This is a genomic window from Burkholderia sp. ABCPW 111 (genome assembly GCF_000773065.1).
In the GTDB taxonomy this organism is placed as follows: Bacteria; Pseudomonadota; Gammaproteobacteria; order Burkholderiales; family Burkholderiaceae; genus Burkholderia; species Burkholderia savannae.
In genome coordinates, this window is the sequence record NZ_JPWT01000083.1 from 1 (window position 1) to 26732 (window position 26732).

Below are 26732 nucleotides of genomic sequence, written 5' to 3' on the forward strand. Positions count from 1 at the left end.
ACCGCAGAACCGCAGAACCGCAGAACCGCAGAACCGCAGAACCGCAGAACCGCAGAACCGCAGAACCGCAGAACCGCAGAACCGCAGAACCGCAGCCGGCGATCACGAACGTTCAGTCACCCGTCGGATCGCTACCATGCACAACCGCGGCGCACGGCCAGCCGCGCGAGGCACGCCGCGCCTATGTCACCAACGCAAACGGCAAACGGCAAACGGCAAACGGCAAACGGCAAACGGCAAACGGCAAACGGCAAACGGCAAACCGCAAACCGCAAACCGCAAACCGCAAACCGCAAACCGCATGCAGTGCAAACTGCGACGCACGCCGTCCGCCCCGCCCCGCGCCCCATCACGCGAGCGCGGCGGTCCGCAATTCCGCGAGGAGCGCCTGCCCCTTTTCGTTCGGCAGCTCCTTCGCGCCCGTGATCCAGCGCCGGCAATTCGGCGCGCCGCAGTGGCACTCGAACTGGCGCATCAGCTCGTCCTCGGTCGACGCGTAGTCCATCGTCAGCATCTCGCCCGCCGCGATGTCGCGCAGCGACCAGAGCTCGAAGCCCGCCATGTCGAGGCGCACGTTCGGATCGCACGAGTGCAGCAGCAGCCCGCTGAAGTGCGGGTCGTACAGGTGCGTGTGCGTGTTGATCTGCAGCGTGTGCAGCCGGCAGAACGCGGTGATCTGCCCGGACACGCGCGCCATCCGCCGGCCGCGCGCGAACGCCTTCAGGACGCGGATGCCCGCGCCGCGACCGTCCTGCGTCTGGATGATCTGGAACGTGTCGGTCGACGGGTAGCCGTCGTCGATCTTCAGATCGGACGACGGATAGATCCCCGTGCGTTGCTGGACGGGATCGATGAGGGTGATCGTCATGCTGCTCTCCTTGACTGGATTCGTGCGCCGGGCGGGAACGCCCGGCGGACCTCTTCTTTGCGGCCGCGTCGGAATGCGCGGGTGACGGGAAGGGCGGATCTACTCGTCCGCGATGCCGGCGACGTTCCGCATCCGGCGGGCCAGCTCGCCGATCTTCATGGTCGGCGACGCGAGCGTCGAAAGCGGTATCTGCACACCGAATTTCTTGAAAAAGCCGTTGCGCATCTGCGCGAGATCGAGCGAATCGAGGCCGAGCGTCGCGAGATCGAGCCGTTCGTCCCAGCGGCTCACGTAGTCTTCGAGGAACGCGCGGACGGGGTCGCGTGTGCTTGCGGATCGCGTCGCCCGGGCGGCCGGCGGCGAAGCGCACGCGGCGGCGGCGCAGCGCGCATGCTCGTGTGTCGGGAGCGACGAACGCGCGGAGCCCGAGTCGACTTCGGCGGGCGGGGCGGCCGTCTGCCCGAGCGAGTGCGCGGCGGACGACGCGCTCGTCGGCGTGCCCGCCGCGTTCGCTGCGCTTGTCGCGCTCTCGGCGTGCGCGGCGTTCATCTCGTTCGTTGCGTCGCGCGCGGTCGCGGCAGCGGCCGCATCGTCACGCGCGATCTCGGCGACGAGCGGCGCATCGCGCCACGGCGAGCGTGGCCAATCGACGTCGCAGACCACGAACTGACGTCCGGCCGTCGCGCCGCCGAGCGCGCCCGCGAGCAGCGCGCCGAGCGCGGCGAACGCGGCGTCGGGCGCGAGCGGGCGCTCGCCGTCCTGAATCGCGCGGCGCAGCGCGCGGTCGCTGCGCGCGCTCATTCCGACCTCGGCCCAACTGCCCCACTGGATGCTCAGCACGGGCGGCTGTCCCGGCTGAGCGGGCCAGCACGCGAGCTGATCGAGCCATGCGTTCGCGGCCGCATAGTTCGCCTGACCCGGCACGCCGAGCAGCGCGCTCGTCGACGAGAACGCGACCGCCCAGCGCGTGCGCCAGCGCGGCGCGTGCGCGAGCAGCGCGGCGAGACTCTGCTTCGGCGCGAGCACGCGGCGCAGCCGCGCGTCGTCGAGATTCGCGATGACGCCGTCGTCGAGCGCGCCCGCCAGATGGAAGATGCCTTCGATCTCGCCGATCGAGGCGAGCGCGGCGTCGAGCGCGCGCGCGTCGCCGAGATCGGCGGCGACGGCGCGTACGCCGCGCGGCGCGGCGGCGGCGTCGCGGCACAGCGCGACGATGCGTTGCGGCGGCACCTGCTGCTCGTCGATCAGCCAGTCGACGAGCGCGCGCCCGACGCCGCCCGTCGCGCCGGTGACGAGATACGGGCCGCCCGCCGCGCCGAGCGCGCCTTCGGGCAGCGCGGGCGCCGCGTGCGGCATCAGGCGCGGCACGAACATCCGGCCGTCGCGGCGCAGCAGCCACGGCTCGTTCGCTAAGTGGGCGGCGGCGCGCGCGAGCTCGGCGGCCCAGCGCTCGCCGGCCGCGCACGGCGCGAGATCCGGATGATCGCCGGCCACGCACGGCGCGAGATCCGGATGATCGTCGGCGAGCGCGAGCCGCACGCGCAGCGCCGCATGCTCGGCGCTCGCGACGCGCGCCGCGCCGACGAGCGGGCCGCTGCGCGCGTCGGCGGGCAGCAGGAGCGTCAGCGTGCCGGCGCATTCGCGGGCGGCGAGCGCCCGCCACAGCGCGACGAAGCCCGCGCATTGCGCGACGCCGAGCGGATCGTCGATCGACCCGACGCACAGCAGCGCCGCGTGGCCGCCGCTCGCGCGCAGGCGCGGCGTGAGCCATTCGAGCGCGTTCGCTTCGCGCCCGGCTGCGTAGACGGCGCATTCAGGCAGAGACGTCGCGTGCATGGGATTCGAAGCGGCCGAGGTTGCCGACTGGTTCGAGACGCTCGACGCGTCCGAGGCGATCGTCGTGCTTGATGAGGCCGAAGTACCCGAAGCATCGGAAGCACTCGAAGCACCCGCACGCGGCTGCCAATGCAGCGCGAACGTCGGCGCGGGCGCGATCGCCCGCGCGTCGCGCCGCGGCCGCAGCCATGCGGCCGCGCGCGACACGATCTCGGCTTCGCATCGCATCATGAAGTCGTGGCCGCCCGGATACGCGTGCCGGCCCGCGAGCGGCGCGGACGAGATCCGCGCCCAGTCGTCCGCGAGCCGCCAGTCGAACGCGGGATCGGCGTCGCCGCCGTGAATCTGCAGCGGAACCGTCAGGAGCGGATGCCGGCCTTCGTCGCGCCAGCGCCGCGCGATCCGGTGCGCGGTGCGCGTGTCGGCGTCGAGGTCGGCTTCGAGCACGGGGCGGAACACTTCCTGCCACAGCGGATCGTCGCGCAGCGCGTCGGGGACGAGCAGGAAGCTGTCCGCGGGCGCGGCGATCGCCGGCTGCTCGAGGAGCGGTGCGCGCCCGACGACGACGAGCCCCTTCACCCGGCCGCTCGCGGCCCATGCGCGCAGCGGCCCGCACAGCAATTCGGTTGCGGCTGCGCCGCCGTAGCTCAGGCCGCAGAACGCGACGGGCAGTTCGCCCGCGTCCGCGACGATCGCGGCGGCGATCGCGTCGCGCGCGGCGCGGTCGTCGGCGTCGTCGCGCGGGAGCGCTTCCTCGGCGCGCGCGTTGCGGCCCGGCCATTCGATCGCGACGATGTCGAGCCACGCGGGCGCGCCGCGCGCCCAGCCGTCGAAGCTGCGGCTGCTGCCGCCCGCGTACGGGAAGCAGTACAGCTTCATGCGCGGCCGGCGGCGCGGCCTGAGCCGCACGAGCCAGCGCGGCGCGGAGGCTTGCGGCTGCGCGATGCACGAACCGGAGGCATCGTCGTGGCCGGCCGCGCCGCACGGTCGCGATTCGGCGGCGCAAGCGCCTGTCGACGCCGCATTCGCGGCGTTCGCCGGACGTTTCGCGCCCATCGCGTTCGCGATGTTGGTCGTGCGGCTCGTCGGCGTCCCGAACTCGTTCGGCTTCGGCGTCGGCGTCGCGTCGACGTAAATCGACGCTTCCGGCCGCGTCCAAAAGCTGTCGCGCTCGAACGCATAGCCGGGCAGCGGCGTGCGCGCGAGCGCGCGGCCGGGTGATGCCGCTTCGTGCGCGTGATACGCGCGCCAGTCGATCGACACGCCCGCGCACCACAGTTCGCCGAGCATGCCGGCGAAGTGATCGGCGTCGTTCGCTCCGCTGCGTGCGGCGGGCAGCGACGGCAACACGCGCGGCGCGTCGATCATCCCGCTGGCGCCTTCGTCCGTCGCTCCGTCAGTCATCCTGTTAGTCGTCGCATTGGCCGCCGCATTGGCCGTCCCATCGGCCGCTCCGCGCGCGCCTGCCGACTCGTCGGCATCCGCGCGCGCGCCGGCCGCGAAATGCTTGCCGAGCAGGCTGCACAGCACTGTGCCGGGGCCGATCTCGAGCACGACGTCGGGCCGCCAGCGCAGCAGCGCGGCGACGTTGTCCGACCAGCGCACCGGCTCGAGCAGATGGCGCGCCCAGTAGTCGGCCGAAGCGGCGTCGGCGCCGAGCCAGCCGCCCGACACGTTGCACGTCATCGGAATCCGCGGCGCCGCGCCTTCGATGCGCCGCGCGGCGATCGCGTCGGCGACGGGCCGCATCAGCGGCGTATGGAACGGATGCGACACCGGCACCGGCCGGCATCGGCAATCGAGCGCGGCGAGCGCGCGCCCGGCATCCGCGAGCGCGGGCTCCGTGCCCGCGAGCACGAGCGTGTTCGGCGCATTGCGCACCGCGATCCAGAGATCGGCGCGCCCGGCGATCCATTGTTCGATGCGTGCTTCGTCGCCCGTCACGGCGAGCATGCCGCCGCGCGCGAGCGCGCCGTCTGCGGCGGCGAACGAGGCCAGCGCCTCGGTCGCGCTCGCGCGCGCGGCGACGAGCGCGGCCGCCTGATCGAGCGTGAGCGCCTCGGCGGCGACGGCCGCCGCATACTGGCCGATGCTGTGCCCCGCGACCGCGACGGGCCGCACGCCGTATTCGCCGAGCACCGACGCGAGCGCGTGCTCGACCGCGAACAGCCCGCATTGCGTGACGAGCGGGCGGCGCATGCCGGCGTCGTCGGCGTTCAGGATCGCGTCGGCGATCGGCGCGCCGAGCGCGCGTTCGAGCGCCGCGCACGCGGCGTCGAAGTGATGACGGAAGCGGCCGGCCTCCGCGTTCGATCGATACAGCTCGCGCGCCATGCCCGGATGCTGCGAGCCCTGGCCGGAGAAGCAGAACGCGACGCTCGCGCCGGGCTTCGCGCGAACGGGCGCGCCGAACGGATCGGATGCATCCGATGCGTCGGGTGCGTCGAGCGCTTCGGCAAGCACGTCGGCGCGCTCGCGCAGCGCGACGGCCGCGCGCGCCGGCTGCGCGGGCACGGCGAGCGCGACCCGCAGCGGATGCGCTTCGCGCGCGACGTGCAGCGTGTACGCCGCGCATGCGAGTTGGTCGGCGTCCATCGTCGCGACGCGTTCGGCGAGCGCGCGCAGATGGCGCGCGAGCGCGCCCGGCGTGCGCGCGGACGCGGTCATCAGGTGATGCGTGCGCGGCAAGCCGTCGGCGGCGACGCCAGAGACGGCAGAGGCGGCAGCGGCGGCAGCGGCGGCGGCAGCGTGCGCGGGCGCTTCCTCGACGATCACGTGCGCGTTCGTGCCGCCGATCCCGAAGCTCGACACGCCCGCGCGCCGCGGCAATTGCGCCGACGGATCGGCGACCGTCCAGTCGTCGCCGCGCCGCTGCACGACGAACGGCGACGCGTCGTGCTCGACGAACGGCACGAGCTTCGGATTGAGCGTGTCGAAATGCACGGTCGGCACGCGCTGCCGATGCTGAAGCTGCAGCACGGTCTTGATGAGCCCGGTGATGCCGGCCGCGCAGTTCGCATGGCCGATGTTGCCCTTCACGCAGCCGATCGCGCAGCTGCCCGCGACGGGCGCATCGGCCCCGCGCGTCTGCGCGAATGCGTCGGACAGCCCTTTCAGCTCGATCGCGTCGCCGATCAGCGTCGCGGTTGCATGGCATTCGACATACGAGATCTGCTCGGAGCGCACGCCCGCCATGTCGAGCGCGTCGACGATGCAGCGCCGCTGCGCGTCCGCGTTCGGCGCGGTGTAGCCCGCCTTCATCCGGCCGTCGTTCGACAGCCCGACGCCCGAGATCACGGCGAGGATCGGATCGCCGTCCGCTTGCGCGAGATCGAGGCGCTTGAGCACGACCGCGCCGACCGCGTCGCCGAACAGCGTGCCGCTCGCGCGCGCGTCGAACGGCCGCACGTGGCCGTCGGCGCTGCCGACGAGGCCGTCCTCGTAGCAGAAGCCGAAGTTCGGAAACGACAGCGCGGACGCGCCCGCGATCGCCATCTCGCACTGGCCGGCGCGGATCGCCTGCACCGCCTGCACGAGCGCGACGAGCGCGCTGCTGCACGCGGCGCCGATCGACACCGCGGGGCCGCCGAGATCGAGCTGGTACGCCACGCGCGTCGCGATGTAATCCTTCTCGTTGCCGATCTCGGTGAGCATCAGCCGGCCCGGATCGAGCGGCGTGAGCAGCCCGCCGCCTTGCAGATGATGGACGAGATAGCCGTCGATCCCGCAGCTCGCGAACACACCGGTGCGCGTGCGGTAGCGGTTGTCGGCGCGCGCGTAGCCGGCCTGCTCGAGCGCGCTCCACGCGATTTCCATGAAGAGCCGGTGCTGCGGGTCCATCAGCGCCGCTTCGCGCGGGCCGATGCCGAAGAAGAGCGCGTCGAACTTGTCCGCGTCGCCGACGATCTGCGCGGCCGACACCCAGTCCGGATGATCGAGCTGCGCGGCGTCGACGCCCTTCGCGAGCAACTGCTCGCGCGAGAAGCGCGACAGGCTGTCGACGCCTTCGGTCAGGTTGCGCCAGAACGCGTCGACCGAATCGGCGCCGGGGAAGCGCCCGGCCATGCCGACGATCGCGACCTTCGGCGCATCGGCGGCGGGCGCCACGCGCGCGGCGCGCGGCTCGCGGGCGTCGTCCGCGCGCGCTCGCGCCGCATCGTCGCGCGAGCGGCGGCAGTAGTCGGCGAGATCCTGCAGCCGGCTGTGCTGATACAGATCGACGACGGCGAGCGAAAGCCCGAGCCGCTCGCCGAGCAGGCCGACCGCCTTCGCCGCGCTCAGCGAATTGCCGCCGAGCTCGAAGAAATGATCGTCGCGCGCGACCGACGCGACGCCGAGCACGTCGCGCCACACGTCCGCGAGCCGCGCCTCGAGGCCGTCGCCCGCGACGTTCGCCGACGCGTCGCGCGCGGCGAGCGGCGCGGCCGTCGGCGCAGGAGGCGGCGGCAGCGCGCTTTTGTCGAGCTTGCGCGACGTGCCCGCGCGCAGCGCAAACGCATCGAGGCCGATGAAGTGCGCGGGCACCGCGTATTCGGGCAGCTTCGCGCGCGCCTGCTGGCGCAGCCGCGCGAGCGTGGTCGCGGACGGCGCGCCGTCGTTGCCGACCACGTACGCGGCGAGCGCGGACGGCTGCTTCGTCTGCGGATCGTCGATCGGCACGACGAGCGATTTGCTGACGCCGTCGACCGCGTCGAGCACGTTCTCGATCGCATGCAGCAGCACTTTGAAGCCGCGAATCTTCACCGTGTTGTCGATGCGGCCGAGGATCGCGATCTGGCCGTCCGGCAGCAGCCGCGCGCTGTCGCCCGTGCGGTAGACGGGCGTGTCGTGGCCGCGCTCGGCGAGCGCGCGCACGGACGGCAGGAATTTCTCGGCGGTGCGGGCCGCGTCGTCGAGATAGCCGGGGCCGAGGCCGGGCGACGCGACGTACAGTTCGCCCGTTTCACCCGCCGGCACCGCGCGTCCCGCTTCGTCGAGCACCGCGAGCGCGCAGCCCGGCAACGGCCGGCCGATCGGCACGCGTCGGCCGTTCGCGCCGCCGTGCGACGGCAGCAGATCGGCGTAGCAGACGTCGAGGCTTTCCCACGTGCTGTACGCGTTGACGAGCCGCACCGACGGCGGAAACGCCGCGCGCGCCTTGTCGACGACGCGCCGCGGCACGACTTCGCCCATCAGGAACCACGCGGACATGTGCGCGAGCGCGTCGCGCAGCTGCGCGGCGACGCCGGGGAAATCGAGCACGCTTTCGAGCAGCGACGGCGTGACGACGAGCCGCGTGATCCGTTCCTGCCGCAGCAGCGCGACGAGCCTTGGAGGATCGAAGATCGCGTCGTCGCCGATCGCGACGGCCGGGCGGCCGAACATCAGCGCACGCAGGCATTCCCACGCGAGAAAGACGTTGAGGCCCTCGCGCTCGCCTTCGGCGTACGGATACAGCGCATCGCGCGCATGGAAGCAGTAGCTTGTGCCGACGTGCGTGGTGAGAACGGCCTTCGGCTTGCCGGTCGAGCCGCTCGTCAGCGACACGAACGCGATGTCGTCGCGGCGTGGCGCGACGGGCGTCCATGCGCGATCCGCACGCGTCGGCCGCGCGCCGACGAGCGTGCAGCGCGCGTCGGGCAGATGCTTGGCCGCGCGCGCGAGCAGCGCCGGAATCGTCGCGATTTGCGCAACGCGGCAGCTCGCGACGAATTCGCCGACGAGCGCATCGGGCCAGCTCTTTTCGAGCAGGCACACTGACGCGCCGATCGACCACGCGGCGACGATCGTCAGCACGTACTCGGCGCCGTGCGGCAAAAAGACGCCGACGACGTCCTGCCGCGCGACTCCCGCCTCGCGCAGCGCGTCGGCGAGCTCGGCCGCGTGCGACGCGAGCTCGCGGTAGGTCCACGTGCGCTCGCCGTCCTTCAGCGCGAGCGCATCGGGCGTGCGCGCGACGTGCTCGCGAATCGCGGCGAGCACCGAATGCGCGTCGCCCCAATCGTCGGCGGCGCGCAGGCAGGCCGCGACGCGCGAGTTCGCATCGGGCGTCGCCGCGACGATCGATGCGGGACGCTGCGCGAGCAGCCGCTCGACGTGGCCGGCGATGCTCGCGCACAGCGCCGCGCGCGACGGCGCGCCGAGAAAATAGAAGTGATTGCCGTCGAACGTTTCGACCGGGCACGCGTGTCGCGGCGAAACATGCGCGCGCCACGCGTGCAGATCGTCGATGGTCGTGCTCGGATCGGCGGCGCCGCCGTAGATCACGCAAGGCGCGCGCAGCGCGTCGCCGGACGCGTGCCGGTAGGTCTGCGCGAGCCGAAGGTCCGCGCGCAGCGGCGGGAGCACGTAGCGGGCGATGTCCGGATCGTCGAGCGTACCGTCGGGGAAGAAGCCCCAGCGCCGCACGGCTTCGATGAAGCGTGCGTCGGGCAGCGCGTGTGTCTGCTGACGCCATGCGTCAGCCGCGCGTTCGCGCGACGGGGCGGGATGGCCCGACAGGAACAGGCCGGCGGGCTGCACGCCGCCGCGCTGCTCGAGCGCGCGCGCCACTTCGTAGGCGAGCAGCGCGCCCAGGCTGTGACCGAACAGAAAGAGCGGCGTCCCGTCGTCGAGCTGCGCGACTTCGGTCGCGAGGTCGTCGACGAGAGACGGCCAGTCGTCGTAGAACGGGATGTGCTGGGCGGCGCCGCGGCCGGGCAGGCTGAGCGTCGTGAACGCGAACGCGTCGCCGAGTTCGCGCACGATGTCCGCGTAACTGGCATCGCTGCCGCCCGCGAACGGGAACGCGGCGATCCGGGCCCGGCTGACGAGAGATCCGTTGCTCGTTGAAACTATTTGCCTCATGAGAACCACTCCGAATGTCCGGCGGTAAATTATCAGAGGCTACGAAACGGTCGATACTGCAACTTCTTACAGTCGCTATGTAATCGGGTTGCAGTGTATTTCGCGTAAATCGAACACCGGAAATGTCCGTATCGTGAAAAATTCGAATTGTGATAAACCCTGACTCGGACTGATCCTAAAGTGTGAGAAAAAGCGGCGAGCAAAACATCGGAAATTCGACAAAATCATCTATAAAAGTGCGAATGAAATGCACGTTCAACGCCGTCGCGGCGCGTTTGATCGCCAGCATACTGGACCCGCACGCTCGGGAAATTTTTATCTTTCGAAATGCCGGGTTGGTATATTCAATCCGAGGCAACGATTCCGAATCCAGGTCATGACATCCGCAAAACGGAACATCGGCATTGTTCGTTGTGGATATCATCGATGCGGTGACTTCCGATAGCATCGCGCAATTAATTATGTAGCTACCGAAAAATAAATCAGGAAATCCGATGCCATTATTTTTTCATCGTCAATGAATGGGCGCATGAAGCGAGATTTTGATCCGAGATACGAAATAGTTGGGGACAGTTTAAAAATAAACTGAACTTCGTTCTTCCTGAAATGGTCGGAAATGCCGTTGCCGAGCCGCCGTGACGAAGGGCCATCGTCGAGGGGGCGCGCAGCGCGCTTGTCGTCGACGCTCTTATCGCTCGCCCCGGACGTCTTTGTCGCAGGCGCGGCATGCGATCGTCGCGTTCGCCGGCGGCATTCCGGGGATGTCTAGTTCGATAGTCGATCGACGTTTGTCTTGCGTGCATCGAGCCTGCTGAAAATCGATCTTCAGCTCGCGGCGCTCGATCACCGTGCGTACGAGGGCGCATGCCGCAGCCGGGCCGCGGCGGGCGGGGGCGCGCGTCGTCGAGCGGCAGCGTGTGGAGCAGCCTGTCCTGGGGCGAACGCTGTCGGAAAACATAGGAATTCGAACGATGCATGATCGATCGGTTATCCGGCGCCGGGAACGAATCGCCGTGCCCCGCCCGATGGATCGGGCGGCGCGGTTGCGCGCCGCGCGTCCGCGCAACGGCCGCGCACGCTTCGGGAGACACGCTCGCGCGACACGCGCGGCGAAGCCGCCGCCAAAGCGCGGCCCTTGCCACCTTGCCATTTCGAGCACGCTTTCTTCATTGCTTCGCTAATCTAATATTCTTACTTGAGCTGGGCGGTTCTATGTTCGAAGGCTTGTCAATTTGTTCGTTTAACGAAATTCTGAGCGCGACTTGCAAGAAGAGCCTCTTTGAGCAGACGGCGTACCACGTGCGTCAACTGGGCTTCAAGAACTTTGCGTACCGGCATCAGATCGCCGGGATGTCGTCGAGCCGCTGCATGCTCGACGGATTTCCCGCCGAATGGCGCCTGCGATACGACGCCGCCGACTATCTCTCGATCGATCCCGTCGTTCAGCACTGCCGGTGCCGGACCGTGCCGCTGATCTGGAACGACGAGCTTTACACGACGGGCCGTGCGAAGACGATGCGCGACGAAGCGAAGTCGTACGGCCTTGTCTATGGGCTCAGTTGCCCCGTTCACGATCGAAGCGGTGCGATCAGCATGCTCAGCATGGCGACCGACGATCCGTTCGAGCGCGACACGATCGACGTACTGCGGCTGCTGAGCCTGTCTCAACTGCTCGCGAGCTTCGTGCACGCGGCGATGCAGGAGCTGCTCGACTGCCGGCTGAGGCGGCAGGGCTCGTGCGATCTGACGGCGCGCGAGCGCGAATCGCTGCAATGGGCGGGGCGCGGCAAGACGGCTTGGGAAATCTCGAAGATCCTCGGCATTTCGGAGCGGACAGTCGTGTTTCATTTGTCGAACGCGGCACGCAAGATCGGCGCGAACAATCGCGCGCAGGCGGTCGTCATCGCATCGGCGCGCGGAATGATCTGACGGCGCACGCATGCGGCCGTTCCCGGACGAGCGGGCCGAGCGGACCGAGCGACGGCGGCGCGCATCGTGCGTGCGCCCGGCCGATCGCGTGCACGCAATGGGCATCGCGGCGCGCATGCCCGCCGACGCGTGCGACGCCACGACATCGCGCGAACGCGCGATCCCGTCCCGGCGCACGCCGCGCTATATCGCCCGTCGCGATTTACTTTGCGAAATCGCTTCGTAGACCCGTCCCGCCGCGCGGCCCTATCATCGATCGCAGTTCATTTCTCAAATGAGGCAGCCGCACCGTCGCATGAGCGCGGGCGGCCTCGCACGCCCGCCGACTTCGCCCGGTCCAGCATTCTGAAGAGAGAATCTCCTATGCAGTCTCGCCTCGTTCTTGCGCGCATTGCCCGGCGCGCTTCGCGCGTCGTTGCCGCCGCGCTCGCGAGCGCGGCGCTCGCCGCGCCGCTCGTGCATGCCGAATCCGCGCCGCTGAAGGTCGGCATCGCGACGAGCCCGCAGATCGACGCGCTGAAGATCGCCGCGAAGGAGGCGAAGGCGCAGGGGCTCGACGTGAAGATCGTCGAATTCACCGACTGGAACACGCCGAACGCCGCGCTCGCGAACAAGGATATCGACGTCAACTACTTCCAGCACATTCCATTCCTCGAGAACGCGAAGAAGCAGGGCGGCTACGATTTCGTCACGATCGCGCCGGGCACGATCATGAAGATCGGCCTCTATTCGAAAAAGATCAAAAGCTTCGACCAACTGAAGGACGGCGCGACGGTCGCGATCGCGAACGATCCCGTCAACGGCGGACGCGGCCTGTTGCTGCTGCAGCGCGCGGGGTTGATCAAGCTGAAGCCGGGCACCGATGACCGTGCGACGACGCGCGACATCGTTGTGAATCCGAAGCATCTGAAGATCGTGCAGCTCGAGGCGTCGCAGCTCGCGCGATCGCTCGACGACGTCGATCTCGCACAAGGTTATCCGAGCTTCATCAAGCTCGCGGGCACGGCCGATCCGAACAGCGCGCTACTGTTCGACGGGCTCGAGAACAAGCTGTTCGCGCTGCAATGGGTCGTGCGGCCGGAGAGCGTCGGCGATCCGCGCATCCGCAAGTTCATTGCGATCTACCAGCATTCGCCGGCGGTCAGGAAGGCGCTCGACAACGCGTTCGGCTCGCTGTACGCGGTCGCTTGGTGACGCCGGAGCCCATGCGATGGCGAAGAAGAAGATCCTGCTGAACGCGTTCAACATGAATTGCGTCGGCCATATCAATCACGGCCTGTGGACGCATCCGCGCGACCGCTCCGCGCATTACACCGATCTCGACTACTGGGCTGATCTCGCGCGCACGCTCGAGCGCGGCAAGTTCGACGGGATCTTTCTGGCCGATATCGTCGGCGTCTACGACGTGTACGGCGGCAGCGCCGATGTCGCGCTGCGCGAATCGGTGCAGGTGCCCGTCAACGATCCGCTGCTGCTCGTGCCGGCGATGGCGCAGGTGACGAAGCATCTCGGCTTCGGCGTGACCGCGAACCTCACGTACGAGCCGCCTTATCTGTTCGCGCGGCGGATGTCGACGCTCGATCATCTGACGAAGGGCCGCATCGGCTGGAACATCGTCACGGGCTACCTCGACAGCGCCGCGCGCGGAATGGGGCTCGCGAAGCAGATCGAGCACGACGACCGCTATGCGCGCGCCGACGATTACATGGACGTCGTCTATCAGCTGTGGGAGCGCAGCTGGGACGACGACGCGGTGATTCGCGATCGCGATGCCCGCGTGTTCGCGCGCCCGGACAAGGTGCGTCGCGTGCGCCACGACGGGCCGTATTACTCGGTCGACGCGATTCATCTGAGCGAGCCGTCGCCGCAGCGTACGCCGGTGCTGTATCAAGCGGGATCGTCGGCGCGCGGCGTCGAGTTCGCCGCCAAGCACGCCGAATGCGTGTTCGTGAACGGCCAGAGCAAGGCGGCCGCGCGCTCGGCGGTGGCGGACATTCGCGCGGCCGCCGCGCGGATCGGGCGCGATCCGGAGTCGATCAAGATCTTCGCGGGCATCACGGTCGTGACGGACGAGAACGAGCGGGCCGCGCGCGAGAAGTTCGACGAATATCGGCGCCACGCGAATCCGGAAGCGGGGCTCGCGCATTTCGCGAGCTCGACCGGCATCGATTTCTCGCGCGTCGGCCTCGACGAGCCGATCGCGCACGTGAAGACCGATTCGATCCAGTCGGCGGTCGACGCGATCTCGAAGAAGAGCACGACCGGCGCGTGGACCGTACGACGCATCCTCGATCAGATGCCGATCGGCGGGCGCTATCACCCGGTCGTCGGCTCGCCGTCGCAGGTCGCGGACGAGCTCGCGGCGTGGGTCGACGAAACGGGTGTCGACGGTTTCAACGTCACGCGCACGGTGATGCCCGAGTCGTTCGAGGATTTCGTCGACCGGGTCGTGCCCGAGCTGCAGAATCGCGGCCTTTATAAGGAGGACTACGATTCGGAGCCGACGCTGCGCGCGAAGCTGTTCGGCGGAAGCGCTCGGCTGCCCGGCTGGCATGCGGGCGCGCAACACCGGTTCGGCCGCGCGCGCGAAACCGAGAAAGCATGACGACGCGACGAGGCGATCCGATGGTGCAACTGCTCGACTCCCTGGGTTTCATCGAAAGCTCGGCCGCCGCGCGGCGCGGGGCCTCGGCGGCTTCGCATGATCCGACCGCGGCCGCGGCTGCCGCATCCGCGGCCGGCGCGGCGGTGTCGTTCGAGCTCGCGAGCAAGATGTTCGACGGTCCGCGAGGCCCGTCGGCGGCGTTGCGCGAAGTGACGCTAGACGTCGCGCGCGGCGGCGTGTTCGGCGTGATCGGGCGCAGCGGCGCGGGCAAATCGACGCTTCTGCGGCTGATCAACGGGCTCGAACGGCCGACCTCGGGCGCGGTGCGCGTGAACGGCGTCGACGTCGGCGCGCTCGACGAGCGCGGGCTCGTCGCGCTGCGACGCCGGATCGGCATGGTGTTCCAGCATTTCAACCTGCTATCGGCGAAGACCGTCGCCGAAAACATAGGACTGCCGCTGAAGATCGCCGGCGTGCGGAAGGCCGAGCGTGCGCGTAAAGTCGATGCGCTGCTCGATCTCGTCGGGCTCGCCGCGAAACGCGATGCGTATCCGGCGAGCCTGTCGGGCGGCCAGAAGCAGCGTGTGGGCATCGCGCGCGCGCTCGTCCACGATCCTGATCTGCTGCTGTGCGACGAAGCGACCTCGGCGCTCGATCCGCAAACGTCGCAGTCGATTCTCGCGCTGCTCGCCGATGTCAATCGGCGGCTCGGGCTCACGATCGTGCTGATCACGCACGAGATGGAAGTGATTCGCGCGGTGTGCGACACCGTGGCCGTCGTCGAGCATGGCGAGGTGGTCGAGACGGGGCCCGTGTGGCGCGTATTCGGCGATCCGCAGCACGGCGCGACGCGCGCGCTGCTGCGCACGCTCGTCCACGATCTGCCGGCCGATCTCGCGACGCGCGTGCGGCCGCTCGACGGCCGCGCACCGCTGCCGTGCGGCGCGCAACTGCTGCTCGACGTTCGCTACACGGGCGCGGACAGCGGCGAGCCGGATCTCGGCGCGCTCGCGAGCGCGCTTGCGCGCAACGTGGGCGACACGGTGCGTTTCGTGCATGGCGGGCTCGATCGGATTCAGGGGCGCGCGCAAGGGCGGCTCGTGATCGCCGCGTCGCTTGCCGCGCGCGGCGCGGCCGGTCCGGAAAGGATCGCGGCCGCGCTCGCCGCCGCGCGCCGGCATGCGAATCGCGTGGAGGTGCTGGGCTATGTCTGAACTGTGGTTTCCCGAGCTCGCGGATGCGATCCGCGACACGCTGTGGATGGTCGGCGCATCGGCGTTCGTCGCGGCGCTTGCCGGCGTGCCGCTCGCGCTCGTGCTCGTCACGTCCGCGCGAGGCGGCATCTACGAGCGGCGCGGCCTGAACGCGGCGCTCGGCGCGGCCGTCAACGCGTTTCGCTCGACGCCGTTCATCATTCTGCTCGTCGCGCTGCTGCCGTTCACGCGCTTGGTGATCGGCACGACGATCGGCGTGTGGGCCGCGATCGTGCCGCTGTCGATCGCGGCGATTCCGTTCTTCGCGCGCATCGCCGAAGTGAGCCTGCGCGAGGTCGACAAGGGGCTTGTCGAAGCCGCGCAGGCGATGGGCGCCGAGCGGCGCCACATCGTCTGGCACGTGCTGCTGCCGGAGGCGTTGCCGGGAATCGTCGGCGGCTTCACGATCACGATCGTCGCGCTGATCGGCTCGACCGCGATGGCGGGCGCGGTCGGCGCGGGCGGGCTCGGCGATCTTGCGATCCGCTACGGCTATCAGCGCTTCGACACGGCCGTGATGGCGACGGTGATCGTGATCCTGATCGCGCTCGTCACCGTCGTGCAATTCACCGGCGATCGCATCGTGCGGCGGCTCGCGAAGCGCGTGTGAGCGTGGCGGCGCAACAGAGGGCTCGTCTGATGTCGAGCGGATCGCGCGAACGAAGGCACGCGGTGGCGTGCGGGAATCGGCGGCGCGCATTGCGCGAGCGCGTGCGGAAGGCCGCGCATGCGCGGCGGCGGGCTTCACGTCGGCTCCCGAAGAGTCTCACCTTCGAGCGGCCGCGTCGATGTGGCGCGCTCGCGCCGTTCCCGGTGCGCGGCGAAGGAGGGCGGACGACGAGCGCGGCAGGCGCGCAGCGAATCGCGAGCGCCGCGACATTGACTGCGGAAACGCTCGCACATCGAACTGACATGCTCGTGCGTGACGATGGCGGCTTCCCACATGCGGCGCCGACGCCAACCCGCACGCCGCTGCCGCATCGTGACGATCGCGCGCCGACGGCCGTCACGATCGCCTTCGGCTGTCGACACCGCGCGTTCCGACCCGGCCGGAACCGGCCGAACGCGGCACGGTGTGCGACGCGCGCAAGCCGGGCGCACCAGCCTGGCGTGTCGATTCGCGCGCATCCGGATGGCCGCGTTCTCGTAAGTAATGTAAGCAATCCTTGTCAATCGGCCGGCGCGCGCGCCGCCGATCGACGCCGATGTGACGTCCGGCCGCCTGCCGCGCGTTTCGATTCGCGTCGGCCGGGCCATGTGACGCGATCATGTTCAGACACATATCTGTACATTGATTACAGTTGCGCAGCGCTAGTATTCGACGCACACCACACCGCTAATCGGGCGATCGACGATAACCGGCGGCGCGGCGTGCGCGGGCGCGTGTCATCGCGGCCCGCCGCCGCATCGACCGACAAGCCCACCATCTGGGAAGCTTTCGCATGAACGATCCACGAGTCCTGGTTGAACTGATTGCCGAAGCGAACCGGGCGCCGTACACGCTCGCCGAGCTGATCGCGGCGCTGCGCGCGAGCGCGCCGGAGCGCGACCGAGCGGGCGGCCACGCCGCGCACGAGAAGCGGTGGATCGCCGACGCCGGCCTGCTGACGCTTGCGGTGCCGCGTGAGTTCGGCGGCCAGGAAGCCGGCTGGCCGGTGATCTATCACACGATCCGCGCGCTCGCGCGCGTCGACAGCGCGCTCGCGCATCTGCTCGGCTTTCAGTGCCTGCAGATCGTCAGCGTCGACGTGTGGGGCAGCGCCGAGCAGCGCGAGCGTTATCTGCGCGGCACGGTCGAGCACAATTGGTGGTGGGGCAATGCAGTGAACCCGCTCGATGCGCGGCTCGTCGCGCATGCGACGGGCGACGGCGGCTATCGGCTCGAAGGCGTCAAGGGCTTCTGCTCGGGCACGCGCGGCTCGCAGCGGATGACGGTCTCCGCGCACGATCCGGACACGGGCAAGCCGGTGTTCGCGGTCGTGCCGACCGAGCGCGCCGGCATTGCCGTGCGCGACGACTGGGACCCGATCGGCCAGCGGCAGACCGATAGCGGCAGCGTGTCGTTCGACGGCGTGCGCGTCGAACCCGACGAGGTGCTGCATCGCTCGGAAACGCCGCCGACGCCGCGCGCGACGCTGCGCACGCTCGTGTCGCAACTCGTGCTGACGAACCTGTTCGTCGGTATCGCGGAAGGCGCGCTCGCCGAGGCGCGCGACTACGTGCAGCGGGCGGGGCGGCCGTGGGTGCATTCGGGCGTCGAACGCGCGGCGGACGATCCGTACACGCTGCAGCGCTTCGGCGACATGCGCGTGCAGACGGTGAGCGCCGAGGCGCTTGCGGATCGCGCGGCGCGCGCGCTGCAGGGCGCGTGGGAGAGGAAGGAGGCGCTCACCGCCGATGCGCGCGCGGAAGTCGCGCTCGCGATTTCGGAGGCGAAGATCGTCGCGCAGCGCGCGGCGCTCGACGTCAGCGAGGCGCTGTTCGATGCGTGCGGCGCGCGCGCGACGGCCGCGCCGCTCGCGCTCGACCGCTTCTGGCGCAACGCGCGCACGCACACGCTGCACGATCCGCTGGACTACCGGCTGCGCGACGTCGGCCGCCATGCGCTGACGGGCGCGCTGCCCGACGCGTCGCTCTACACGTGACGCGGCCGCGCGCGTCGCCCGTTCACGGCGCGCGCGATCGTCTTTCTCATCTTCATTCGACCGGCCGGCTCGCGAAGCGCGCGGCGAAAGCCTCGAATGCGGCGACGTCGGCGCGCGGCATGCCGATGGGCGCGTCGGCCGGGGCGTCGTCGTTCATCTGCACCGGCTGGCAGTCGATCAGATGCCGCGCGCTCGGAAATTTCGACATCCTAGGCAATCGGTAGCGCAGCCGGAAGAGGCGCGGCAGCACGCCGCGCGGCTTGTGCAGATCGTCTATTTGCTGCACCGACGCGTCGAACCAGAAGCGCGACCACGCGGCCTGCTTTTTTTCGCCGCGCGGCGCGGCGATGAATTCCGTCAGCACGAGCAGGATGTACGGGATGTCGTGTTGCGCGAGCGTCGGCCATGCCCACAGCTTCAGCACGTCCGCGAGCTCGATCACGCGTATGAAACGCGCGATCCCGAACGCGGACACCGTCTGTCGGATCGTGTGCAGATGCCGCTGCCAGTGCTGGAAAAAGGTCGCGCGCTGCCGGTGGCCACGCTCGTCGAGCGGCGGGCCGACGTGGACGGCGAGCGGGTTCGGCAGCGCGTCGTTCACGAGCGGGCAGCGCGCGAACTCGCCCGCGAGATGAACGAATCGGCGCGCGTGCGAGCGGTCGCGCAACTGCACGACGTACAGCGCCTCCAGACAGAGCGGACAGCGCGCCCACCCGCGCGGGACGGGGTCCGCGCGAAAGAGTTCGTCGACGTGGACCAGTCGATCGTCGACCGGGTGCAACGCGTATTCGAGCATCGGCCGTGCTTTCATGTCGGTGCCGGTCCGGTCCCGGGCGACGCGGCGCTTGCGCGCCGGCGCCGCATGCGGGCCGTGAGATCAACGAAGTCAACCAGGATCAGCCAAGAATCGGTATCCCGAATCAGACACGCGACATGTGACACGTTGATGTGAAGTCCGTGACGATTCGTTGTCTTGTTGTCTCGTTGTCGACGGACGGCGCGGCGTGCGATCGGGCGGCGGCTCACCGCCGCTCGCCGATGCGCATCGCCCGCGCGATTGATTGCGCGATTGATTACGCGACGACCGAGCGCTCATCGCGCAGCGCCCAGCGACACGCGCAGCCCGTCCATGATCCGTTGATAGCGCGCCGTCACGTCGTCGCGCGGCACGACGTTCGCGCTCGAGAAGCGCTCCGACCACGCGGGATTCCAGCGATACGTGCCGTGACCGATGCGGTCGCCGTCGGGGCTCGCGATCGTCGACTTGATGCGCGCGTCGTGGCCCGCGCCGGAATGCGTGTCGAACAGCGCGTCGAGGTACGACTGGTACGCGCGGTACACGTCGTCGTCGAACAGGTGGCGGTAGATGTGGATCGTCTGGTCGAGCTCGCGCTTCGTGCGGATCACGTCGTCGGGCGAGATGTCCTTCCACGGGCCGACCCACGTGTAGAAGCACAGCAGGCGGTTGAGGAGCGGCGCGACCGTGTCGTAGACGGCGAGCCGCTTTTCGATCAGCTTCTGGTTCGTCCACTGGACGAACTCGAGCTGCTTGAGCCGGTGGTTGACGAGCCAGCCGAACGCAGCGACGGAAAGCGGCGTGAGGACGTCCGCGACGAGCTTGACGATCTCCAGCGAATTCCATGGATGGTCCGGCGTCGGCATGCGGGCTCCTCGTCGAAAAGCCCCAATTTAGCATCGGCCGCGGCGCTCGAGGCGGCCGCGGCGCGCCGGCGCGCTACGCGGCCTGCTCGTACAGCGTGCGCACGTATTGCAGATGTCGCTCGGCCGCCGCGCGCGCGCGTTCCGGGTCTTTCGCGGCGATCGCTTCGTAGATTTCGGTGTGCTGCTCGAGGAGCGCGCGCTCCAACGCGTCCGCATGGTTCACGAGCCGGTGCGACTTGTGCATCGATTCCTGCAGCAATCCGTGGATGCCGTGCATCACGTGGATCAGCGCGACGTTGTGCGTCGCGTCGGCGATCGCGAGGTGAAAGTTCGCGTCGACTTCGGCGAGCCGGCCGGGCTCGTGCTTGAGCGACAGGCCCGCGAGCGCGTCGAATGCGTCCTTGATCCTCACGAGATCGGCTGGCGTCGCGCGTTCGGCCGCGTATGCGGTCGAGATCGTTTCGAGGCCGTGGCGCAGCTCGAGCACGTCGTGGCTCGTCTCGGGGTTCTGCAGCAGCAGATCGGCGAGCGGATTCGACACGACGGGCGCCGTGATGTCCGAGACGACGAAGCCGCCGCGCCCGACCGAGCCGATGAAGCCGTCTGCCTCGAGCCGCACGAGCGCCTCGCGCAGCGAGGGGCGCGACACGCTCAGCTGCGCGGCGAGCTCGCGCTCGGTCGGCAGCTTCTGGCCGGGCAGCAGCTTGCCCGCCGAGATGAGCGACTTGATCTGGTCGGACACCACGTCGGACAGGCGCACGCGGGTGTAGGACTCGACTGGCTGAAACGTCATGCACGGGCCTTCTGGACGGTTGGGTGGCGCGGGCACCGGCTTTCGCGGCCGAGCGTTCGCGCGCGTCGGCCGGCTCGCGCCGGAGCGTGCGGCGGCCGCGCGGAATTATACCCGGCGGGGCGCAGGCGGCCGTTCGAGCCAATGCCGGAGCGGGTTTCGGCGCGATCGGCCGGGTTCGGATCGGCGTTTTCCCTGATGGCCGCGACATTGACAGCCGGTCGCCATCTCACTATCTTGGCCAGCGTGGTCAGACCAACATGACCAAGTATAGGTCATCGAAACCGGCCGCGCGCGAACGCGCGGCGATTCGTTGAAGCAAACCGTTGAAGCGAAGAAACGGCCGCGACGAGCGGCCGGGATGAAACACATGGACCAATCCCCGCAGGCCGCCGGCTCGTCCGGCGGCGCCCGCGAGACGCCGCGCGTCGGCCTGTTCGTCACGTGCCTCGCGAATCTCTTTCGGCCGAGCGCCGCGCTCGCCGCCGTGCAGTTGCTCGAAGCGGCCGGCTGCACGGTCGACGCGCCGCGCGCGCAGACCTGCTGCGGCCAGCCGGCGCTGAACAGCGGCGACTTCGACGGCGTGCGCGGCATCGCGCGCCGCACGATCGACGTGTTCGAAGGCTACGACTACGTCGTGGCACCCTCCGGCTCGTGCATCCGCACGCTGCGTCACGACTACCCGGACCTGCTCGCGAACGATCCCGCGTGGAAGCCGCGCGCCGAGCGGCTCGCCGCGCGCGCGCACGAGCTGACGAGCTTTCTCGTCGACGTGCTCGGCTGGGCGGGCCCGGAGCGCGCCGCGGTGCCCGACTGCACGCTCGCCTACCACGACACCTGCTCGGGCCTGCGCGGCCTCGGCATCAAGGCGCAGCCGCGCGCGCTGCTGTCGCGCGTCGGCGGCGTCGAATTGAAGGAAATGAAGGATGCCGAAGTATGCTGCGGCTTCGGCGGCACGTTTTGCGTGAAGTACCCGGAAATCTCGACGAAGATCGTGTCCGACAAGACCGCGAACGTCGCCGCGAGCGGCGCGACCGTGCTCGCGGGCGGCGATCTCGGCTGCCTGATGAACATCGGCGGGCGACTGAAGCGCGAAGGCAGCCCGGTGCGCGTCTATCACGTCGCCGAGGTGCTGACCGGGATGAACGTCGAGCCGATCTGCGGGGAGGGCGAATGAGCGCGCAACCATCGGCCGCGACGACGAACTTCAAGGCGCGCGCGAGCGCCGCGCTGCACGACGCACAGCTTCAGGAAGCGCTCGGGATGCTCGGCGAGGGCTGGATCGAGAAGCGGCGGCGCGTCGTGTCGCTGCTGCCCGAGTTCGAAATGCTGCGCGAGCGCGCGAAGGTGGTGAAGGATCACGTGCTAGCGAATCTCGACACGTATCTCGAACGCTACGAAGCGGCCGTCACGTGCGCGGGCGGCGTCGTTCACTGGGCGAGCGACGCGGCCGAAGCGCGCGAGATCGTGCTGAAGATCTGCCGCGACGCGAACGCGAAAACCGTGACGCGCGGCAAATCGATGGTCGGCGAGGAGATCGGCTTGCCCGCCGCGCTCGAGGGCGCGGGGATGGAAGTCGTCGAAACCGATCTCGGCGAATACATCGTGCAGCTCGCGCACGAAGGGCCGAGCCACATCGTGTTCCCGGCGCTGCACAAGACGATCGGTCAGGTTACCGAACTGTTCGCCGGGCATCATTCGGCCGCGCAGTACGACGGGCCGCGCGAGACCGTCGCGGACGTCGTCGGCGAAGCGCGCCAGGTGCTGCGCGACAAATTCTTCGTCGCGGACGTCGGCATTACCGGCGCGAACTATCTCGTCGCCGAGACGGGCTCGAACGTGATCTGCACGAACGAGGGCAACGGCGATCTCACGTCGACGCTCGCGCGCGTGCACATCGTGACGGCGGGCATCGAGCGCGTCGTGCCGACGCTCGACGACGTCGCGCTGTTCGTGCGGCTGCTCGGCCGCAGCGCGACGGGGCAGGAGATCACGTCGTACACCACGTTCAGCACGGGCCCGAAGCGCGACGACGATCTGGACGGGCCGCGCGAGTATCACGTCGTGCTCGTCGACAACGGCCGCACGCGGATGCTCGCGGGCGAGTTCCGCGACATGCTCCGCTGCATTCGCTGCGGCGCGTGCATGAACCACTGCCCGGTGTACGGCGCGGTCGGCGGGCATGCGTACGGTTGGGTCTATCCGGGGCCGATGGGCGCCGTTCTCACGCCGCTCCTGCAAGGCATCGAGCACGACACCGATCTGCCGAACGCGTGCACGCTGAACGGGCGCTGCGCGGAGGTGTGTCCGGTGAAGATTCCGCTGCCGACGCTGCTCAAGAAGCTGCGCGGGATGCAGTTCGACGCGCGGCTCACCGCGCCCGGCACGCGCTTCCTGCTGCGCGCGTTCGGCGCGATCGCGCGGCGGCCGGCGCTCTATCACTGGCTGACGCGCGTCGGTGCGCGCGTGCTGCGCGCACTCGGCGGCACGCGCGGCAGCATCGCGCGCGTGCCGTTCGCGTCCGGCTGGACCGATTCGCGCGAATTGCCGAAGCCGCCGCCGCGCACGTTCTTCGAGACGTGGGACGCGACGCGCGCGAACGAACAGAGGGGGCAGCGATGAGCGGGCGCGACGACATTCTCGGCCGTATCCGCGCGGCGCTCGGCAGCGACCGCGCGCGGCTTGCCGCGCAGTTTCCGGCGCAGACGATGGGCGCGGGCGCGTCCGCCGCGCCGAATGCGCATGCCGCATCCGGTGCGGGCGCGGCGTCTTTCGCCGGCCCGGCCGCCTCGGCCGCTTCGGCCGCCGCGTGCGGGCCGGCGATCTCGCTCGGCGGCGTCGACCTCGTCGCGCGCTTCGTCGCGAAGGCGCAGCAGGTGTCGGCGACGTGCGCGCACATCGCGACCGCCGCCGATGCGCCGGCGGCCGTCGACGCGTATTTGCGCGAAGTGGGCCTCGCTGATGCGCCGCTCGTCGTCGCGGCGGCGCTCGAGGCGCTGCCGTGGCGCGCGCACGGCGCGCTGCCGGGCGCCGACCTGCGGCGCGACGGGTTCGTCAGCGTGACGCCGTCGTTCGCGGCGATCGCGGAGACGGGCAGCGTCGTGTGCCTGTCGTCGAGCGCGACGCCGACGTCGCTCAACTTCGTCGCCGCGACGCACGTCGTGCTCGTCGATCGCAGCGCGATCGTCGCGACGATGGAGGACGCATGGGCGCGCGTGCGCGCGACGATCGCGACGCTGCCGCGCGCGGTCAACGTGATCACCGGGCCGTCGCGCACCGCCGACGTCGAGCAGACGGTGCAGGTCGGCGTGCACGGCCCGAAGCGCGTGCTCTTGCTGATTTGCGACGACGCGTGAAAGCCCGCGCGGAAATGACGGCGGCGGCGCGCTGCGTTTCGGCGTGGCGCGCCCGGCGAATCGCGCGGCGCGGCATCGCGCGCGGCTAGTCGAAACCCGCGACGGCGCGCGAGACGGCCGGACGAGAAATTACGGTATGCAGATCATTTCGCGGTGGCGCCGCGATGCCGCGAACGCACCATTCAACACGCGAGGCGCGGCAGCAAGACATGCGACGCAAGAAGTAAGAGGCGACAACAAACGACGCAAGACGGCGCAAGACTGCGCAAGACGGCGCGCGGCGATGCCGAGCGCACCGAAGCGAAAACCGGACGCGGCACGCCGGCGATTCGAAGACGTAGACATTCCCCGACAAGCAGCATCAATCAGACGCCATGCGACGCGCGTTCTCCACGCACGTCGCTCACGTCGCGCACAGACCAAAGCGCCGGCACGGACCGGCGCGCCGATTCGGACGGCCGCGAGGCCGTCGCCCGATTCAGATTCACTCATGGAAGGAGACACACGTGCAGGTTTGGAACCAGGTCTATCTGCCGCTCGGCGGCGTCGGCTGGTCGGCGCTCGCAGCCGGCGCGCCGATCATTCTGTTCTTCGTGTCGCTCGCGGTGTTGCGGCTCAAGGGACACGTCGCGGGCGCGCTTACCCTCGCGCTTTCGCTCGCCATCGCGATCGCCGTCTACGGCATGCCCGCCGAGCGCGCGTTCGCATCGGCGGCCTATGGCTTCGCGTACGGCTTGTGGCCGATCGCATGGATCATCGTCACCGCGGTGTTCCTCTACAAGATCGTCGTGACGAGCGGCCAGTTCGACATCATCCGCAGCTCGATCGTGTCGCTCACCGACGATCAGCGCCTGCAGATGCTGTTGATCGGCTTCTCGTTCGGCGCGTTTCTCGAAGGCGCGGCGGGCTTCGGCGCGCCGGTGGCGATCACGGCCGCGCTGCTCGTCGGCCTCGGCTTCAATCCGCTCTATGCGGCGGGACTTTGCCTGATCGCGGACACCGCGCCCGTCGCGTTCGGCGCGCTCGGAATTCCGGTGATCGTCGCGGGCCAGGTGTCGGGCCTCGATCCGATGGCGGTCGGCGCGATGGCGGGACGCCAGTTGCCGCTCATGTCGTTTTTCCTGCCGTTTTGGCTCGTGTTCGTGATGGACGGCGTGAAGGGGGTGCGCGAGACGTGGCCCGCCGCGCTCGTCGCGGGCGGCAGCTTCGCGGTCGTGCAGTTCTTCACGTCGAACTACATCGGGCCCGAGCTGCCCGACGTGACGTCGGCGCTCGCGAGCCTCGTCGCGCTCGCGTCGTTCCTGAAGGTGTGGCAGCCGAAGCGCGCGCGTGAGGCCGCACGCGCGGCCTCGATCGTGTCGGCGGGCGGCGGCGCGCTCGCGCTGGGCGCGATGCCGGGCGGCACGGGCGGCGCGCGCGCGACGGGCGGCCGGCAGCCTTCGCCGTATTCGTTCGCGCAGATCGCGCGCGCGTGGTCGCCGTTCGTCGTGCTGACCGTGATGGTGACGATCTGGAGCATGAAGCCGTTCAAGGCGCTGTTCGCGAAGGGCGGCGCGCTCGCGTTCACGACGCTGCAATTCCACATCCCGCATCTCGACAAGCTCACGCAGAAGATGGCGCCCGTCGTCGCGCACCCGACGCCCGTGCCCGCCGTGTTCAACTGGGATCTGCTCGCGGCCACGGGCACCGCGATCCTGCTGTCGGCGATCGTATCGATGGCAATCCTGAACGTTTCCGCGCGCACAGGCATGCGCACGTTCTTCGAGACGTTGAAGGACCTGAAGCGCCCGGTGCTGTCGATCGGCCTCGTGCTCGCATTCGCGTTCGTCGAGAACTTTTCGGGAATGTCGACGACGCTCGCATTGCTGCTCGCGGGCACGGGCGCGGCGTTCCCGTTCTTCTCGCCGCTGCTCGGCTGGATCGGCGTGTTCCTGACGGGCTCCGACACGTCGTCGAACGCGTTGTTCTGCTCGCTGCAGGCGACGACCGCACAGCAGATCGGCGTGTCGAGCACGCTGCTCGTCGCGGCGAACACGACGGGCGGCGTCGCGGGCAAGATGATTTCGCCGCAGTCGATCGCGGTTGCGTGCGCGGCGGTCGGCCTCGTCGGGCACGAGGCGGATCTGTTTCGCTTCACGCTGCGGCATAGCCTGTTCTTCGTGCTGATCGTCGGCGTGATGACCTGCGTGCAGGCATACTGGCTCACGGGAATGGTCGTGCATTGAGCGTGGCGGGGGCGAACGTGCGTGCGCGTTCGCCGCCGATCGTGACAGTGCGGACTGTCTCGTCGGAATCGGTCGATACGTCGCGCAAGCGGGCTCGCGTTCATCCGCTGTGTCCCTGTTTGCACCGATTCGCGCGGACAGCCGTGTAAAGATTTGCTACAACCTTTTGCTTGGAACGACGGACGAGACCTCCTATTCTGGCGGATTTACGAGATACGCCGCGCGCGGCGCGGCCCTCGTCGATCGATCATCAGGAGGTCATGCATGGCGCGTTCCGTCGATTCCGGCGTCATATTCTTCGCACGGCTCCTGCTCGCCGTGCTGTTCCTCTGGGGCGGCGCGATGAAGCTTCTGGGCTACGGCGAATTCGTCGGTTATCTGAAGGGGCTCGGCGTGCCGTTCACGCAGGTCGCGGCGCCCGCGATCGTCGCGCTCGAAGCGCTGGGCGGCCTGCTGCTCGTCGTCGGCTACAAGGTGAAGCCGCTTGCGCTCGTGCTCGCGCTCTACACGATTGCGACCGCGCTGATCGGACACAACTTCTGGGACGCAACCAATTCGGCCTTGCAGCGCGACATGGCCGTGCACTTCTGGAAGAACGTCGCGATCGCGGGCGGCTTCCTGCTGCTGTACGTGACGGGCGCGGGCGGTGCGAGCATCGACGGCGCGCGGCGGCCGTCGTCGTCGTATGGCTCGCTGCGCTGAGCGCGTTGCGTGCCGTGCAACGCTCGCGATCATCGT

17 protein-coding genes are annotated in these 26732 nt (G+C 69.4%); 11 read left to right on the top strand and 6 right to left on the bottom strand.

Annotation, left to right across the window (positions count from 1 at the left end; all coding sequences use genetic code 11):
* Positions 1–349: 349 nt before the first annotated feature.
* Both X946_RS19270 and X946_RS19275 read right to left on the bottom strand, forming a co-directional pair.
* On the bottom strand, positions 350–868 hold the full coding sequence (locus tag X946_RS19270; protein WP_038750889.1) for an SET domain-containing protein-lysine N-methyltransferase: 519 nt from the start codon (positions 866–868) through the stop codon (positions 350–352).
* 99 nt (positions 869–967) lie between these two features.
* A complete protein-coding gene (locus X946_RS19275) occupies positions 968–9529 on the bottom strand; it encodes a type I polyketide synthase (RefSeq protein WP_038750891.1) in 8562 nt (2853 codons plus the stop codon).
* A gap of 1224 nt (positions 9530–10753) precedes the next feature.
* On the opposite strand from X946_RS19275, the gene X946_RS19280 reads away from it, so the two are divergent.
* The 5 genes from X946_RS19280 to X946_RS19305 all read left to right on the top strand — a co-directional run bounded on the left by X946_RS19280 (position 10754) and on the right by X946_RS19305 (position 15926).
* A complete protein-coding gene (locus tag X946_RS19280) occupies positions 10754–11458 on the top strand; it encodes a LuxR family transcriptional regulator (RefSeq protein WP_197419400.1) in 705 nt (234 codons plus the stop codon).
* Positions 11459–11821: 363 nt separating this feature from the next.
* Positions 11822–12652 carry a MetQ/NlpA family ABC transporter substrate-binding protein gene (locus X946_RS19290; protein WP_038750897.1) on the top strand — a complete coding sequence of 277 codons (831 nt, stop codon included), beginning with the start codon at positions 11822–11824 and terminating at the stop codon, positions 12650–12652.
* A gap of 16 nt (positions 12653–12668) precedes the next feature.
* On the top strand, positions 12669–14063 hold the full coding sequence (locus X946_RS19295) for an LLM class flavin-dependent oxidoreductase (protein WP_038750899.1): 1395 nt from the start codon (positions 12669–12671) through the stop codon (positions 14061–14063).
* Positions 14060–15277 carry a methionine ABC transporter ATP-binding protein gene (locus X946_RS19300; protein WP_038750901.1) on the top strand — a complete coding sequence of 406 codons (1218 nt, stop codon included), beginning with the start codon at positions 14060–14062 and terminating at the stop codon, positions 15275–15277. The genes X946_RS19295 and X946_RS19300 overlap by 4 nt, the downstream gene beginning before the upstream one ends.
* Complete coding sequence (locus X946_RS19305) at positions 15270–15926, top strand: methionine ABC transporter permease (protein ID WP_038750903.1); 657 nt, start codon at positions 15270–15272, stop codon at positions 15924–15926. The genes X946_RS19300 and X946_RS19305 overlap by 8 nt, the downstream gene beginning before the upstream one ends.
* A 134-nt stretch (positions 15927–16060) precedes the next feature.
* On the opposite strand, the gene X946_RS34140 is transcribed toward X946_RS19305, so the two are convergent.
* On the bottom strand, positions 16061–16573 hold the full coding sequence (locus X946_RS34140; protein WP_152611749.1) for a hypothetical protein: 513 nt from the start codon (positions 16571–16573) through the stop codon (positions 16061–16063).
* Between the two features lie 185 nt (positions 16574–16758).
* Here X946_RS34140 and X946_RS19310 point away from each other — a divergent pair, with 185 nt between their 5' ends.
* Complete coding sequence (locus X946_RS19310) at positions 16759–17961, top strand: acyl-CoA dehydrogenase family protein (RefSeq protein WP_052145122.1); 1203 nt, start codon at positions 16759–16761, stop codon at positions 17959–17961.
* A 52-nt stretch (positions 17962–18013) separates the two neighbouring features.
* Here X946_RS19310 and X946_RS19315 read toward each other — a convergent pair whose 3' ends face one another.
* The 3 genes from X946_RS19315 to X946_RS19325 form a co-directional block, all read right to left on the bottom strand.
* Positions 18014–18757: a hypothetical protein gene (locus tag X946_RS19315; protein ID WP_038750934.1), complete on the bottom strand. Its 744-nt coding sequence runs from the start codon at positions 18755–18757 to the stop codon at positions 18014–18016.
* Between the two features lie 296 nt (positions 18758–19053).
* Positions 19054–19623 carry a hypothetical protein gene (locus tag X946_RS19320; RefSeq protein WP_038750905.1) on the bottom strand — a complete coding sequence of 190 codons (570 nt, stop codon included), beginning with the start codon at positions 19621–19623 and terminating at the stop codon, positions 19054–19056.
* A 73-nt stretch (positions 19624–19696) separates the two neighbouring features.
* The gene (locus X946_RS19325) at positions 19697–20416 is read right to left on the bottom strand and encodes a FadR/GntR family transcriptional regulator (protein WP_038750906.1); all 720 of its coding nucleotides are present in this window, start codon (positions 20414–20416) and stop codon (positions 19697–19699) included.
* A gap of 367 nt (positions 20417–20783) precedes the next feature.
* Between X946_RS19325 and X946_RS19330 the strand changes: the two genes are divergently transcribed.
* The 5 genes from X946_RS19330 (at position 20784) to X946_RS19350 (ending at position 26696) form a co-directional block, all read left to right on the top strand.
* The gene (locus X946_RS19330) at positions 20784–21590 is read left to right on the top strand and encodes a (Fe-S)-binding protein (RefSeq protein ID WP_038750909.1); all 807 of its coding nucleotides are present in this window, start codon (positions 20784–20786) and stop codon (positions 21588–21590) included.
* Positions 21587–23035, top strand: a complete 1449-nt coding sequence (locus X946_RS19335) for a LutB/LldF family L-lactate oxidation iron-sulfur protein (RefSeq protein ID WP_038750911.1) — start codon at positions 21587–21589, stop codon at positions 23033–23035. The genes X946_RS19330 and X946_RS19335 overlap by 4 nt, the downstream gene beginning before the upstream one ends.
* The gene (locus X946_RS19340; RefSeq protein ID WP_038750913.1) at positions 23032–23769 is read left to right on the top strand and encodes a LutC/YkgG family protein; all 738 of its coding nucleotides are present in this window, start codon (positions 23032–23034) and stop codon (positions 23767–23769) included. The genes X946_RS19335 and X946_RS19340 overlap by 4 nt, the downstream gene beginning before the upstream one ends.
* A gap of 506 nt (positions 23770–24275) precedes the next feature.
* Complete coding sequence (locus X946_RS19345; protein ID WP_038750915.1) at positions 24276–25994, top strand: lactate permease LctP family transporter; 1719 nt, start codon at positions 24276–24278, stop codon at positions 25992–25994.
* Between the two features lie 264 nt (positions 25995–26258).
* Entirely contained in the window at positions 26259–26696 is a 438-nt protein-coding gene (locus X946_RS19350) for a DoxX family protein (protein ID WP_038750916.1), read from the top strand.
* Positions 26697–26732 lie beyond the last annotated feature (36 nt).

Bases quoted from the DNA above. Each gene is read 5' to 3' on its own strand.
- X946_RS19315 (WP_038750934.1), bottom strand. From the start codon at position 18,757: ATGCTCGAATACGCGTTGCACCCGGTCGACGATCGACTGGTCCACGTC.
- X946_RS19270 (WP_038750889.1), bottom strand. From the start codon at position 868: ATGACGATCACCCTCATCGATCCCGTCCAGCAACGCACGGGGATCTAT.
- X946_RS19310 (WP_052145122.1), top strand. From the start codon at position 16,759: ATGAACGATCCACGAGTCCTGGTTGAACTGATTGCCGAAGCGAACCGG.
- X946_RS19295 (WP_038750899.1), top strand. From the start codon at position 12,669: ATGGCGAAGAAGAAGATCCTGCTGAACGCGTTCAACATGAATTGCGTC.
- X946_RS19335 (WP_038750911.1), top strand. From the start codon at position 21,587: ATGAGCGCGCAACCATCGGCCGCGACGACGAACTTCAAGGCGCGCGCG.
- X946_RS19330 (WP_038750909.1), top strand. From the start codon at position 20,784: ATGGACCAATCCCCGCAGGCCGCCGGCTCGTCCGGCGGCGCCCGCGAG.
- X946_RS19275 (WP_038750891.1), bottom strand. From the start codon at position 9,529: ATGAGGCAAATAGTTTCAACGAGCAACGGATCTCTCGTCAGCCGGGCC.
- X946_RS19325 (WP_038750906.1), bottom strand. From the start codon at position 20,416: ATGACGTTTCAGCCAGTCGAGTCCTACACCCGCGTGCGCCTGTCCGAC.
- X946_RS19290 (WP_038750897.1), top strand. From the start codon at position 11,822: ATGCAGTCTCGCCTCGTTCTTGCGCGCATTGCCCGGCGCGCTTCGCGC.
- X946_RS19300 (WP_038750901.1), top strand. From the start codon at position 14,060: ATGACGACGCGACGAGGCGATCCGATGGTGCAACTGCTCGACTCCCTG.
- X946_RS19320 (WP_038750905.1), bottom strand. From the start codon at position 19,623: ATGCCGACGCCGGACCATCCATGGAATTCGCTGGAGATCGTCAAGCTC.
- X946_RS19305 (WP_038750903.1), top strand. From the start codon at position 15,270: ATGTCTGAACTGTGGTTTCCCGAGCTCGCGGATGCGATCCGCGACACG.
- X946_RS34140 (WP_152611749.1), bottom strand. From the start codon at position 16,573: ATGGCCCGGCCGACGCGAATCGAAACGCGCGGCAGGCGGCCGGACGTC.
- X946_RS19350 (WP_038750916.1), top strand. From the start codon at position 26,259: ATGGCGCGTTCCGTCGATTCCGGCGTCATATTCTTCGCACGGCTCCTG.
- X946_RS19340 (WP_038750913.1), top strand. From the start codon at position 23,032: ATGAGCGGGCGCGACGACATTCTCGGCCGTATCCGCGCGGCGCTCGGC.